Annotated in this window: 10 protein-coding genes; 4 read left to right on the top strand and 6 right to left on the bottom strand. The window is 71.0% G+C overall.

Annotation, left to right across the window (positions count from 1 at the left end):
• Positions 1–46: 46 nt before the first annotated feature.
• The gene (locus WAE60_RS06545) at positions 47–376 is read right to left on the bottom strand and encodes a hypothetical protein (RefSeq protein ID WP_337685486.1); all 330 of its coding nucleotides are present in this window, start codon (positions 374–376) and stop codon (positions 47–49) included.
• Between the two features lie 218 nt (positions 377–594).
• On the opposite strand from WAE60_RS06545, the gene WAE60_RS06540 reads away from it, so the two are divergent.
• Positions 595–1,212, top strand: a complete 618-nt coding sequence (locus WAE60_RS06540; protein WP_029915342.1) for a hypothetical protein — start codon at positions 595–597, stop codon at positions 1,210–1,212.
• A 3-nt stretch (positions 1,213–1,215) separates the two neighbouring features.
• Here the strand turns inward: WAE60_RS06540 and WAE60_RS06535 are convergent, their stop codons facing one another.
• Positions 1,216–2,235, bottom strand: coding sequence for a saccharopine dehydrogenase NADP-binding domain-containing protein (locus WAE60_RS06535; protein WP_337685485.1), 1,020 nt, complete (start codon positions 2,233–2,235; stop codon positions 1,216–1,218).
• 129 nt (positions 2,236–2,364) lie between these two features.
• Between WAE60_RS06535 and WAE60_RS06530 the strand changes: the two genes are divergently transcribed.
• Positions 2,365–2,952 (top strand): helix-turn-helix domain-containing protein, encoded by a 588-nt coding sequence (locus WAE60_RS06530; RefSeq protein ID WP_337685484.1) that lies wholly within the window; start codon positions 2,365–2,367, stop codon positions 2,950–2,952.
• Positions 2,953–3,025: 73 nt separating this feature from the next.
• Complete coding sequence (gene galA / locus WAE60_RS06525) at positions 3,026–5,467, top strand: beta-galactosidase GalA (RefSeq protein WP_337685483.1); 2,442 nt, start codon at positions 3,026–3,028, stop codon at positions 5,465–5,467.
• 16 nt (positions 5,468–5,483) lie between these two features.
• Here galA and WAE60_RS06520 read toward each other — a convergent pair whose 3' ends face one another.
• Entirely contained in the window at positions 5,484–6,296 is an 813-nt protein-coding gene (locus WAE60_RS06520) for an OmpA family protein (protein ID WP_081916923.1), read from the bottom strand.
• 304 nt (positions 6,297–6,600) lie between these two features.
• Here WAE60_RS06520 and WAE60_RS06515 point away from each other — a divergent pair, with 304 nt between their 5' ends.
• Complete coding sequence (locus WAE60_RS06515; protein WP_337685482.1) at positions 6,601–8,532, top strand: PAS domain S-box protein; 1,932 nt, start codon at positions 6,601–6,603, stop codon at positions 8,530–8,532.
• Here the strand turns inward: WAE60_RS06515 and WAE60_RS06510 are convergent.
• Genes WAE60_RS06510 through WAE60_RS06500 form a run of 3 tightly spaced genes read right to left on the bottom strand, consistent with a single transcriptional unit; the run spans position 8,529 to position 13,863 of the window.
• A complete protein-coding gene (locus tag WAE60_RS06510) occupies positions 8,529–9,767 on the bottom strand; it encodes a pectate lyase (protein ID WP_337685481.1) in 1,239 nt (412 codons plus the stop codon). The two genes, WAE60_RS06515 and WAE60_RS06510, sit on opposite strands and share 4 nt — an antisense overlap.
• An 11-nt stretch (positions 9,768–9,778) precedes the next feature.
• Positions 9,779–12,895 carry a sugar-binding domain-containing protein gene (locus WAE60_RS06505; protein WP_337685480.1) on the bottom strand — a complete coding sequence of 1,039 codons (3,117 nt, stop codon included), beginning with the start codon at positions 12,893–12,895 and terminating at the stop codon, positions 9,779–9,781.
• Positions 12,892–13,863 carry a pectinesterase family protein gene (locus WAE60_RS06500; RefSeq protein WP_337685479.1) on the bottom strand — a complete coding sequence of 324 codons (972 nt, stop codon included), beginning with the start codon at positions 13,861–13,863 and terminating at the stop codon, positions 12,892–12,894. The genes WAE60_RS06505 and WAE60_RS06500 overlap by 4 nt, the downstream gene beginning before the upstream one ends.

Genomic DNA, 13,863 nt, shown 5'->3' with positions numbered 1-13,863 from the left:
GATCGACGTCCCCGGCGGGGTCGCGCCGTCGTCGCGCCCGCGCCCGTCAGGCGCCGGTCTCGTCCACGACGATGGCGACCGTCTTGCCGCGCGACAGCGGATCCCAGCCCGCCGCGATGGCCGAGGCGATGGCGTTGGCGATGAGCGTCGGGGCGATCCGCGACGGTTTCAGCAGCGGGGCGCCGTAGCGCGGCTGAGGGCCGGGCGGGAACTCGACCAGGGCTTCGCGCTTGCCCTCCTGGTGGCGCACGACGATGGCCATGCCGTGCCGCTCGGCGGCCTCGCTGGACCAGCCGGGCTGACGATGGAGACGCCAGACATAGGGCTCTCCGCCGACCACGATCTCGAATTCAGGGGTCTGTTTGGTTCGCGACATCGGAAGGTGTTAGCCCGCCCGGCCCGCTTCATCCAGCCCACGGCGACGCGCGATCCATTCAACCCTTGAGGATATACTGGTGACTGCTCGCCCTTTAGTCTTGTGAATCACCGATTTCGAGCGTTCTCTAGCGCCCAAGCTTGGGGGCCGAGACGTCACGACTCTCGAGCCCATGCCGGACCGCCGTCCCACAACAGGGGCCACAACAGAGGTAAGACATGACGATCTTTCCGACCCGCCGCGTCCTGACCGCTTCGGCCTTCGCCGCCGCCGCCCTCCTGACCGCGACGGCCTGCACCCCCAGCAAGCCCGCGCCGGCGCCCAGCCAAGACATCACCAAGGAAGAGGTGGCGGCCGCCGAGAAGGCCTGGGGCAAGGCCCTGGTGGACATCTCGCTCGCCTATGACACCGGCGGCATCGAAAAGGCCAAGCCGCTGGCCCGCACGGTGATCGACACGGCCTACGGCTACGATCTGGGCCCGGTGCTGTTCAAGCCGACCCTGACCCAGGAACCCCAGACCTTCCGCCTGACCAAGGAAGGCGCCCTGGCCTATTTCGTCGGCGACGATCCCAACTTCCCGAAGGACAGCGGCTTCGCGCTCAAGCACTGGCGCGACGTGAAGGTCGAAGACGTCGGCCTGCAAATCAACGGCAGCGTCGCCAACACCATGGGCAAGGTCACCTTCACCGACAACAAGGGCTGCTTCATCACGGTCGACAAGACCTGGGTCTTCAAGAAGGACGGGAAGAACGTGGTGCGGATCATCGTGCACCATTCGTCCCTGCAGTTCCCGGAGACGGGCGCGTTGACCTGCCCCAAGTCCGAGAAGGGCTAGGCCTCAGGCCGCGACGAACGCGTCCAGCGGCAGCGCCCGCAGATAGTCGGCGGCGTCGAAGACCTGGCCGGGCGCCACGGCCCCGGCCGCCTCGACGCCGCCCGCCAGCAGACGCTCGACCGCCTCGCAGACCAGGGGCGCGGTGAAGCCGTAGATGTCGCGGCCGACCGCCGTGGCCCGCCGCGTCTGGCCGGTGCGCGTCACGATCGCCTCGACCGCGAACCTCTGGGCCGACAGCCCGCGGTCATCGACGGCGGCCGGCGGCGGCGTCGATGAGTCCCGCACGTCCTTCAGGGCCGTCTCGCTGAGGAAGGTGTCCAGCCGGGCGACCTTCAGGTGCCGGGCGACGACCACCACCTCGGAGAACGGGACCGCGACCATCGCCTGCCGCCCGAGCGGCTCGGGGAAGGTCCAGTCCGCGCGCGGCGCGGGATTGGCCAGCGGCGCCAGCCGGCCGTCGGCGATCACCTGGCGTGGCGCGGTGTTGCGCGCGCCAGTGACCCGCGTGCCCTCGGTCGGCCACCAGCGGTCGATGCCGATGCCGATCCGGACCGTGTCGGCCTGCGACCAGTCGCCCAGGGCCGCCGTGACCAGCAGGTCGGCGAACCCGCCGTAGAAGGCCATGGCCGGCAGGGCGACCAGGCCGGCGGCGCGGAACGGCGCGTCGAACCGGTCGAACACCGCCTGGGCGCTGGGCTGCTCGGCCGAGACGTCCAGATAGTGCGCGCCCGCCCGCAGCGCCGCCGACGCCACCGGCTCGGCGGTGTCGAGGAACGGCCCCGCGCAGTTGATCACCGCGGCCACGCCCGCGAAGGCCCGGTCCAGGGCGGCGGGGTCGTCGACGCTCGCCGCGTGGATCTCGACCGTCCCGCCCGCGAAGGCCGCCTCCAGCGCCTCGGCGCGGCGGCCCACGGCCACGGGCGGCAGACCCCGCCGCAGCAGTTCGTCGACCACGAACCGCCCCGTGTGGCCGGCGGCGCCGAACACGGCCACGCGCCCCTTGGAACCCTCGACTCTCGACATCGTGAACCTCGCTACAGACCTGTCTGTTTGCAACAGCTACATACAGGTCTGTAGCGCGTCAACCCACCCCGTGCTATGGACCGGCGAAGAGGTGTTGTGATGACGCAGGAAACCGGACGCGCGGCGTCCATGGACAAGACGAACGCGGGCAAGCCCGACACGGTCGACGTGCGCGAGCGCATCCTCGATACGGCCTCCGGCCTGTTCTATCGGGAAGGCGTCCGGGCGGTCGGGGTCGACCTGGTGGTCGCCGCGGCCGGCGTGGCCAAGACCAGCCTCTATCGCCACTTCCGGACCAAGGACGACCTGATCGCCGCCTTCCTCAAGCGCGAGGACGAGGACTTCTGGCGCGTCTGGGGCGAGGTCGCGGACAAGCATCGCGCCGATCCGGCGGTCGAGCTGGACGCCCACATGGCGTGGATCGCCGAGCGGGTCGCCCGGCCCCACTATCGCGGCTGCCCGCAGCTGAACGTCGCCGCCGAATTCCCCCAGGCCGACCACCCGGCCCGACTGGTGGCCACAGCGCACAAGACCGAGCTGCGCGACCGCCTGCTGGGGATCGCCCAGCGGCTGGGCGTCGCCCGCGCCGAGACCCTGGCCGGGCAACTGGCGGTCCTGATCAACGGAGCCTTCGTCAGCGGACCGATCCTGTCGGCGGAAGAGGCCCTGGCCTTGCTGCAGGGGGCCGCCCGGGCCCTGGTCGCGGCGGCGCGCTGAAGGCGCGGCTTTTCTCCCTTTTCGTCCGCCCCTATTGTCGTACAAATAGGGCGACAACGACAGGGAGACGGGAATGCGCCGACGGGACCTGCTGACGCTCGGCGCGATGGCGATGGCCTCGCCCGCCCTGGCCCAATCGAATCCCGCCCGGGGCGAGGCCCAACCCGCGTCCCCGCCGTCGACCGCGGCCCCGGCCGGGCCCAGCGGCCGCGAGACGATCCTGCTGGACGCCGACTGGCGCTTCCATCGCGGCGACATCCCCTTCCCCAAGGTGCGCGGCGACAGCCCGACCTATGAGAGCACCAAGGCCGGGGCGGCGCGCGGCGCGGCGGCGATCAAGTACGACGACAGCGCCTGGCGCGGGCTGGATCTGCCGCACGACTTCGTCGTCGAGGGGCCCTTCGATCCCGACGAAAACCCGGCCCAGGGCTACCGCCCCAAGGGCGTGGCCTGGTACCGCCGGACCCTGACCCTGGACCCGGCCGACCGCGGCAAGCACCTGGAGCTGGTGTTCGAGGGCGTGGCGGTGAACGCCACGGTCTGGGTCAACGGCGACGTCGTGGCCCACAGCTACAGCGCCTACAGCGCCATCACCGTCGACCTGACCGCCATCGCCCACTACGGCGACACGCCCAACGTCATCGCCGTGCGGGTGGACGCCGATCCGATCGAGGGCTGGTGGTACGAGGGCGGCGGCCTCTATCGCCACGTCTGGCTGGTCAAGCGCCCGCCCGTCCACCTGGTCGCCGACGGGGTCTACGCCCACCCGCGTAAGCGCGACGACGGTCGCTGGGTCGTGCCCGTCGAGGCCACGATCGGCAGCATCGCCGACACGGCCAAGGCGGCGACGCTCGACGTCGCCCTGCTCGATCCGCAAGGCCGCGTGGTCGTCCACGGCCAGGCGTCGGGATCGGTCGCGCCGCTGGACACCGCCGTCCTGCGGGCGGAGCTGGCGGTGGCCGCGCCGCGCCTGTGGTCGGTCGACGATCCCGCGCTCTACAGCGTGCGCACCCGGGTGCTGGTCGACGGCCAGCCCGCCGACGAACTGGTCACGCCCGCCGGCTTCCGCACCCAGCGCTTCGATCCCGACAAGGGCTTCTTCCTCAACGACAGGCCGCTGAAGATCCAGGGCGTCTGCATCCACCAGGACCACGCCGGCCTGGGCGTAGCCCTACCCGACTCGATCATCGAGTTCCGGCTGCGGCGGCTGAAGGCGCTGGGCTGCAACGCCATCCGCAGCTCGCACAACGCCCCGACCAAGGCCCTGCTCGACGCCGCCGACCGGATGGGCTTCCTCGTGATGGACGAGAACCGGATCTTCAACGCCAGCCCCGACTACGCCCGGCTGCTGTCATGGCTGGTGCGGCGCGACCGCAACCATCCCAGCGTGATCCTGTGGTCGGTGTTCAACGAGGAGCCGCTGCAGGGGACCGAGGCCGGCTACCAGCTGGTCCGGCGCATGGCCAAGATCGTCAAGGACCTGGACGACACGCGCCCGGTCACGGCGGCGATCAGCGGCGGCATGTTCAACCCGGTCAACGTCACCCAGGCCGTCGACGTGGTCGGCTTCAACTATCAGATCAAGGACTACGACCGCTTCCACGCGGCCCACCCCACCCTGCCGCTGACCAGCTCGGAGGACACCTCGGCGATCATGACGCGCGGCGAGTGGGCCACCGACATGAAGCGCAACCTGCTGGCCGCCTATGACGGCGAGTTCCGCCCCTGGGGCGCCACCCACCGCGCGGCGTGGAAGGCCATCGCCGAGCGGCCGTTCCTGGCGGGCGCCTTCGTCTGGACGGGCTTCGACTATCGCGGCGAGCCCCAGCCCTTCACCTGGCCGACGGCCAGCTCGTCGTTTGGGATCATGGACCTGTGCGGCTTCGAGAAGACCGCCTTCTACATCCACCAGTCGCAATGGGTGCATGACCGCCCGGTGCTGCACCTGGTCCCGCACTGGAACTGGGCCGGGCGCGAGGGCCAGCCGATCAAGGTGATGGCCTTCACCAACTGCGACACGGTGGAGCTGCGCCTGAACGGCAAGCTGGTCTCCAGGCAGGCCAACGACCTCTACGAGGGCGTGACCTGGCAGGTCCCTTACGCGCCGGGCCGGCTGGAGGCGATCGGGGTGACCGGCGGCAAGGTCGTGGCCCGCGCCGTCGTCGAGACCACCGGCGCGCCCGTGGCCCTGCGCCTGACGCCGGACCGCGCGAGCCTGGCCGGCGACGGCCGGGACGCCGCGCCGATCCGGGTCGAGGCCGTCGACGCCAAGGGTCGGCCCGTGCCGACGGCGCAGCACGCGGTGCGGTTCGCGATCGAGGGCGGGCGGATCATCGGCCTGGGCAACGGCGACGCCAACAGCCACGAGCCGGAACAGGGCGACCGCCGCAGCCTCTACAACGGCCTGGCGCAGGTGATCGTCCAGACCCGGAAGGGCGGGTCCGGAAACGTCCTCGCCGTCACCGCCCAGGCGCAGGGCCTGAAGCCGGCGACGGCTCGGATCGCGGTGACCTGATCGGTTCGAGGCTCGATCAGTTCCCGGCCGGCACGCTGGCCTTGCTGACCAGGATCGTCACGGTCACCCGACGGGCTTCGCCGTCGTTCTTGGGCGGATCGGGGTCCTGGGCGACGGTGCTCTCGCCCAGGGCGGCCGGCGGGACGAAATAGACCGGCAGGACGCCCGCGCTCTCGATCAGGTACTCCTTCACGGCGACCGCGCGGCGGGCGCTGAGGCGCTTGTTGGCGGCGGCGTTGCCGGTCGGGTCGGCGCGGCCGACCACGGCCAGGCGGTAGCCCGCCTTGATCGTCTTGGCCTTGGCCGCGATGTCCTGCAGGTCCTGCTTGCCCTGGTCGGTGAGCGTCGCGCTGCCGACCGCGAAGAACACCTTGGTGCGGCCGGCGGCAACGAGGTTGCCGATGTTGTTCAGCCGTTCTTCCTGCTCGGCGATCGCCTGCTTGTTGGCCGCGACGCCCTCTTCGGTCTGGTTGATCCCGGCCGCGATCTGCCGGGCGGTCTTCAGATCGGACTTCTTGAAGGTGACCGATTGGGCGACCAGGCCGGTGTCGGTCGGTATGCCCCTGAACTCGATGGCCAGGCCGCGGATCAGGTCCTCGGGCGAACCGCTCTCACGCTGCAGCACGCCCGCGCCGGCGGTGGCCGTGATCTTGGTGTCCGGCGTCAGGGTGAGGGTCTGCTGTTCCGTGCCGATCTTCACCCCCAGGGTGTTGTCGGTATGCGACGTGATGATGCCCTTGTAGACCGTGGCCTCCTGGGCGAATGAGAGTCCAGGCAGGGCCATCAGCACCGCCCCGAACATAGCGACCACCGCTTTGCGGATATCCATGTTGCGCGTTCTCCATCACCCGCGCTCCGGCCTCCCGGTGCGGCGGCGTCGTAGCGGCGCAGGCTCGCTCAGGTGGTAGCGCGGCCCAAACTCGCGCGACATCCGTTCAACACCTGAGCTCGGCCTCAGACATCCCCCGAGTGCGCCGTGGGTCCGACCGTCGATTTGGCCGGGTCGCGCGCGCCGGTTGCGTGCGCCCGCCAAGCGCGCGATGCTGCCCCCTCGATGATACCGTCGCCTTGCGGAACCTCGTCGGAACAGTCGGGTTCCACCTCAGCACAGCGCCCCAGGTATGTCTGATTTAATGCTCTCTCGTCGTCTGACGGACCTCGCCCAGGCCGAGCGCTTCCAGCTGCTGCTCGGGGCGGTGAAGGACTACGCGATCTATCTGCTCGACGCCGAGGGCCACGTCGCCACCTGGAACACCGGAGCCCAGCTGTTCAAGGGCTACACCGCCGACGAGATCATAGGCCGGCACTTCTCGACCTTCTACACCGAGGAGGACCGCGCCGCGGGCCTGCCCGAACGCGCCCTGCGGATCGCCGCGGAGCAGGGTCGCTTCGAGGCCGAGGGCTGGCGGGTGCGCAAGGACGGCACGGGCTTCTGGGCGCACGTGGTGATCGACCCGGTCGTCGAGGACGGCGAGCTGATCGGCTACGCCAAGATCACCCGCGACGTCTCCGACCGGCGCGCCGCCGACCAGGCGCTGAGGGACAGCGAACGGCGCTTCCAGATCCTGGTCCAGGGCGTCCACGACTACGCCATCTACATGCTCGACCCGGAGGGCGTGGTCACCAACTGGAACGCCGGCGCGCAGGCGATCAAGGGCTATGCCGCCGACGAGATCGTCGGCCGCCACTTCTCGCTGTTCTACACCCCCGAGGACCGCGAGGCGGGCGCCCCGGCCCGGGCCCTGGCCACGGCTCTTAGCGAGGGCAAGTTCTCGGGCGAGGCCCAGCGCGTGCGCAAGGACGGCGAGCGGTTCTGGGCCAGCGTGGTGATCGACCCGATCCGCGACGAGTCCGGCCAGCTTCTAGGCTTCGCCAAGGTGACCCGCGACATCACCGAACGCCGCCGGGCCGAGGAAGAGCTGGAGCAGTCGCGCGAAGCCCTGGTCCAGGCCCAGAAGATGGAAGCCATCGGCCGGCTGACCGGCGGCGTCGCCCACGACTTCAACAACCTGCTGACGGTGATCCGCGCCTCGGCCGACTTCCTGCGCCGGCCCGGCCTGGCCGAGGACAAGCGCGCCCGCTATGTCGAGGCGATCGCCGAGACCGCCGAGCGCGCCGCCACCCTGACCGGCCAACTGCTGGCCTTCGCCCGCCGCCAGCCCCTGCAGCCCGAGGTCTTCGACGTCTGCGCGCGCCTGCAGGGTCTGCTCCGGATCATCGGCAGCACGATCGGCTCGTCGGTGACCATCGAGATCGACCTGCCCGAGACCGAGCACGTGGTCGAGGCCGACCCCAGCCAGTTCGACACCGCGGTCCTCAACATGGTCATCAACGCCCGGGACGCCATGCCGCGCGGCGGGACGATCAGGATCGCCGCGCGGACCGTCGACGGGGTCCCCGCGGTGCGCGGCCACGCCCCGGCCCTCGGCGCCTTCGTGGCGGTCGACATCGCCGACGACGGCACGGGCATGTCGCCCGAGACGCTGAAGAAGATCTTCGAGCCGTTCTTCACCACCAAGCCCGTCGACAAGGGGACGGGCCTGGGTCTCAGCCAGGTCTACGGCTTCGCCAAGCAGTCGCGGGGCGAGATCGACGTCGAGAGCCGGCTGGACGTGGGCACGACCTTCACCCTCTACCTGCCCAGCGCGGACGGCCGGGCCCTGAGCGGCCCCGCGTCCGATCCGGCCCTGGTCGATCTGGCGACGGTCGCCCGTCGCCGCATCCTGCTGGTCGAGGACAACGAGGGCGTCGGCCGGTTCGCCGCCGGCCTGCTGAAGGAGCTGGGCCAGGCGGTCACCTGGGTGGGCGACGGTCAGGCCGCGCTCAAGCAGCTGAACAACAGCCGAGACGCCTTCGACCTGGTGTTCTCCGACGTGGTCATGCCCGGCATGAGCGGGATCGAGCTGGCCCAGCACATCCAGCAGCGCTGGCCCGACCTGCAGGTGGTGCTGACCAGCGGCTACAGCCACGTCATCGCCGAGCAGGGCTCGCAGGGCTTCCCCCTGGTGCGCAAGCCGTATTCGATCGACGGCCTGCTGGCGATCCTGGGGTCGCGGTCGACCTAGGGCGGATAGCCGCCCACGTCCTTCTCGTCGTCGATCACCCGGCCGGTCCCCGCGCGCACCTCCGCGACGATGCGGCGGTCGACGGCGTCGCGGTCCCACGGCCGGGCGCCGGCATTGGCCAGGACCTTGGCCTCGACCTTGCGGGCGTCGATGGCCTGGAAGCCCTCCGGCCACACCGGCGGCTTGTCCAGCGACCGGATCTTCGCCAGCGGCTCGGCGGGGATCACGCGGTTGGCCGGCATCGGCCGGCCGTCGGCGTAGGCGGCCAGGTTGTCGTGGGCGTAGAGGTCCAGGTCGCCCTGCCCCTCCACGATCAGGAACGGCAGGCGAAGGTCGGTCGAGGCGCCGCCCTTGACCACGTTGCCCACCAGGGTCAGCCGTCCGTTCCGCCAGGCGTGGCCCTTCCACTCCTCGGCGTTCAGCGCGTAGTGCATGGCCCGCGTGCCGGGGTCGTAGATCAGGTTGTTGGCCGACACCGCCTCGACCCCACCCTTGAACAGCTGGTTGCGCTCGCGGTTGTGGGCGTAGAGGTTGCCGACGATCAGCACCTGGGTGGCGTTGTCGTGGATCAGGCTGCCCTTGGAATGCTCGCCCTTGGCGTGGCTGGCGTTCGACAGGCCCTCGGCGACGATGTTGTTGCTGAAGGTGATCCGGTGCGAGGTCCCCTCCTGCCAGCCCTTCGGGTCCTCGCCGCCGGTGAAGCGCGGGCCCGAGGCCGACAGGTTCTCGTCGGTGGCCCAGCTGATCGAGCAGTGGTCCACGATCACGTCATGGGCCTTCCAGCAGGTGATGCCGTCCACCTCCCAGCCGCTGCGCGCCGCCGCGCCGTCGCGGCCGGCCCGCACGCGGAGGTGGCGGACGATGACGTCGTGGGTCTCGATGGCCAGGTCGCCCTTGATCAGGGTCACGCCCGGCGACGGCGCGGTTTCGCCGGCGATGGTCAGGAAGGGCTCGACGATCCGGACGTTCCTGCGGCCCAGGTCGATCACTCCGGCCACCTCGAAGACCACGGTGCGCGGGCCCTTGGCGGCGACCGCCGCGCGGAACGAGCCAGGACCGTCGGCGGCCAGGGTGGTGACCCGGATCACGGTCCCGCCGTCGCCGCCGGGCGTGCCGGCCGCCCAGCCCAGGCGCTCGAACATCCGCGGCGGGAGCGCCGCCGCCAGGACGCCGGACGCCGGCAGCACGAGGGCGCCGCCCAGCAGCAGGGCGCGACGGGACAGGGCGTGGGTCATCTCGATCTCCCTCAAGCGCCGCGCGCCAGCCAGTCGACGGCGTTGGCCAGCCAGCGCCGCTGCAGCGGACCGGCCATGTCGGGCAGCCGGTGCACCAGCACCCGCATGCCGTCCTTGCGGGCGATGAAACTGGCCGCGCCGTTCTTGCGGTCGTGGTCGCGGCTGTAGGCGGCGATCACCTCGACGCCCGCGCCTTCGACCAGCAGGCCGTTCGAGGGTTGCCCCTCGACCTGGTGCAGCACGCTCATCCCCATGTCGACCGGCAGGCCGGCGAAGGTGGCGTGGGCCCGAACATAGTTCCAGTTGCCCATCCACGGCGCGCGCAGGCCGCCGACCGCGCCGGCGTGGTCGAACAGGCCCAGGCCCGAGAGCTGCCGGGCGACGCCCTCGGCCAGGCCGTCCTCCTGGACCATGGCCAGCAGCGGCGCGCCGGCCTTGACCGCCGCCAGCACCTCGGCCGGCAGATCGCCCAGGACGACGACGGGCTTGTCGCCCTTCTTGGGCTGGGCCTCCAGGCCGGTCTGTTCGCCCACCTGCCGGCGGACGATCTCGTCGCTCTTCAGGCCCGAGGCGATGATCCCGTCGTAGCGGACGCCCGGCTTGAAGTCCTCGACCACCAGGCCGGCGACGCCCGCCAGCTGGTCGCGCAGGCTCTTGGCGATCCCCGAGACGCCGATGCGGATCGGCTTGGCGGGTTTGGCCGCCGGGGCTGTCACCCAGATCTCGCGGTCGGAGACGACCTCCCCCAGGGCGATGCGGATGCGGTTCAGGCCCGGCCGGGTCAGGGCCGGCGTCTTGACGCTCTCGGCGACCAGATAGCTGAAGCGGTCGGCCGTCTGGGCTGGGACCGGCCAGCGGCCCAGGGCCTCGACCGCGCCGTCGGGCCCGACCAGGCTCAGCACCATCTCGCCCGACGCGGGCTTACCGGTGTCGTTCAGCAGGTAGAGGTCCAGCTCGGCGCGGTCGCCGACCGCATAGGCCAGGGCCCTCGGCTTGGCGATGGCCAGCACCGGCCGCAGGCTCTGGCTCAGCAGGGCCGGATCGGCCTTGAAGCCGCGCAGCACGTCGACGATGCCCGAATGGTTCTCGATCGCGGTCGACTCCCATCCCGAGATGGCGGCGACGTCGACCGTCTCGCCGATCCGGATGTTCTCCAGGTACTCGCGCCACGCCTCGTAGGCCTTGCGGCCCACCGACAGGAACAGGGCCTCGCTGGTCGGGAACGCCTTCTGGAAGCCCCAGCGCTCGAGATAGCCGTTGGTCGCCGCGACGATGGCCCGGTGGTCCTCCAGGTCGTAGCTCTTGCCGCCCTTGGCCAGGATCTCGACCAGCATGGCCGGGTGGTTGTCGGCCACGGCGCAGCCCTGCATCTCGCCGAACTCGACGATGAACGGCTTGCCGGTCTGGCGGTGGATGTAGTCGTCCTTGCCCTGGTAGAACTTGTCGTACCACTGGTCGCCGGCGCCCTGGTGGTTCACCCACCAGCCGCCCCACGTGTCCTTGTCCGAGCGCCAGTAGCGGTCGTCATAGGGCAGGTACATCGCCTGGGCCGCGCCGCGCGCCACGAAGCCGTCGTTGAGGATGACCGTCCGGCTGGGATCGATGTCGTGGATCGCCTTCAGCACCGCCTGGACGTCGGGGTTCTCCAGGTTGGCGCCGATCTCGTTCTGCAGGGTGTACTGGACCAGCGACGGGTGCGAGCGGAAGGCCCGCGCCATGGCCCGGCATTTCTCGACCAGGAAGTCGCGGCTGAAGGCGTCGGCCGGCGACAGGGCCTCGCCGGGCTTGAGGTCGCGGCCGATGGCGTGGCGGCCGCCGCCGGGCTCCATCACCCGCAGCAGGCCCATCTCGTCCATCGCCGTGAAGACCTCGGGCTTGCCGACGTTGCGGTGGAAGTGGAGCGTGTTGAGGCCCAGGGTCTTGGCCGAGGTCACCTCGCGGCGCGCCAGCTCGGGCGTCGGCCACAGGCCGTTGAAGCCCCAATAGCCCCACGAGATCGCCGAATACAGCCGCACCCGCCGGCCGTTCAGGCGCAGCAGGGCGTCGCTGCCCAGGCCCTCGGGCGCGAACCAGCGGAAGCCGAAGCGGACCTCGCGGGCGTCGACGGCGCCCTTCCCTTCCGTCCACCGCAGTCGCAGGCGATGGAGGACGGGCGTGTCCAGGTCCCACAGCTTGGCGTCAGGCGCATGGACCGCGAACCGGGCCCGCAGGCGACGGTCGTCCAGCCGCTCCAGAGCCTCCAGCCTGACCTCGGCGGCGACCGGTCGGCCCTGGTCGTCGACCACCGCCGCCGAGGCCTTGGCCTTCAGGCGGTCCAGCCCGCTCGCGGCCAGAGGCTTCTCCAGCGCGATCTCCATGAAGGCGGTGACGCAGCGCGGGTCGGGCGTGTTCAGCACCCAGGCCTCGTCGATCCGAGCGGCCAGGGGATGGACGCTCAGGGTCAGGCCCCGGTCCAGCCCGCCGAAGCCGTGCGAGGCGAACAGCTTGGCCTTGCCCCAGGTCATGGTGGTGCTGTCGCGCCAATCGAACCGGCCGCCCGGATTGGTGATGCGGATCGCCAGGCGGTTGGGCTGGCCGGGCCGCATGGCCCGCGTCAGGTCGCAGGCGATCGGCAGCTCCGACATGATCGAATAGCCGACCAGCTGCTCGTTCAGGAACACCTCGGCCCGCAGCCGCGCGCCGCGGATGTTCAGCATCACCCGCCGCCCCTTGGCGCCGGCCGGGATGTCGATCGTCCGACTCCACCACGACACGCCCTTGTAGGCGCCGTAGCGCGGCACGTCGTCGTCCTCGGCGTAGCGGTATTCGTCCGGACCGTAGGGCCGCGTGCCGAACTGGCCCCAGACGTGCTGCTCGACCGTGGTCGGCAGGGTCACGGCGATCGCGTCCGGCGAGGCCAGGGCGCCCCAGCCGCCGGTCGGCGGGTTGACCGGCAGGGTCGCCAGGTCGAACCGGCCCGGCAGGTGGATGTCGTCGTCCTTCCAGGATGCGGCCTGGTCGATCCAAAGACGCCAGCCCTCGTCCGGGATCGACAGGCCGTCGGTCGCGGCCAGGGCGGCGTTCGGGGCCAGGCCGGCGGCGGCGCTGACGCCCGCCAGGGCCAGGAAGTCGCGGCGATCCAGGCTCACGGACGCCACCCGTCGGCGCCGGCCAGGAAGACGTCGCGCGACCAGGCCTTGGCCTCGTCGGCGGTCAACTGGCGGCTCTGCGGCGCGCGGGTCGAGGGACTGGCCCCCTGCCCCGTCGAGGCGAACTCGCGGTAGGTCGCGGTGCTGAACGTGTCGGTCTTACCCGGCGTCCACTCGCGCCAGCCCGCCGGCTCCAGCTCGGCGTCGATCCGGGTGCGCATGAAGATCACCGTGGCGTAGGGCCGCCAGGCGCGGCCGAACCAGAGCTCGCCCACCTTCGGGTCGGCGGTGATCCGGCAGCGGTCGAAGACATAGGCGCTGTCCTGGTCGGGACGGACCTTGCTCTGGGCGGTGATCATCACCGTCTCGTGGGCGATGCCGTGGATGTGGCAGCGGTCGAAGAAGGCCTTGGCGTCGCCGAAGATGAAGTCGACATGGCCCTCGATGTAGCAGTCCTTGAAGTACTGGCGGCTGGGGGCGGTCTTCTTGCTGGCGGCGTAGAGGGTGTCCTGGGCGCCCAGCAGGCGGACCTTTTCCAGCACCGCGCGGTCGGCGGTGATGGCCAGGGCCACGGCCTGGGACGGGCGGCTGTCCTTGAGGTGATAGTCGTTCTGGATGGTCAGGTTGCGGGCCCGGAAGCCGTCGCCCGACACGTTGACCGAGGCCGACTTGAAGGTGCCGCCGGCGGTGATCGCCCCGTCGCTCCAGACCAGCACCACGTCCTGCGGGCGCTTGCCCTTGCCGACCAGGCGAACGTTCGGCTTCGAGATCTCCAGCTTCTCGCGATATTCGCCGGGCGCCAGCTCCAGGGTCCCGCCATCGGCCGGCAGGGCGTTCACGGCGGCCTGGACGCTGGCGTAGGCCCCGCCCTTGCCGACCTTCAGGGTGGCGGCCCGGGCGTCGCCGCCGACGCACAGCGCCGCGACGCCGCAGACCAGGGCGAGACGCCGGTTCAGGAGGGTGGTCAC

Source organism: Caulobacter sp. CCG-8 (genome assembly GCF_037402475.1).
Classification (GTDB): Bacteria; Pseudomonadota; Alphaproteobacteria; order Caulobacterales; family Caulobacteraceae; genus Caulobacter.
This window is presented reverse-complemented; position numbering and strand designations above follow the sequence as displayed.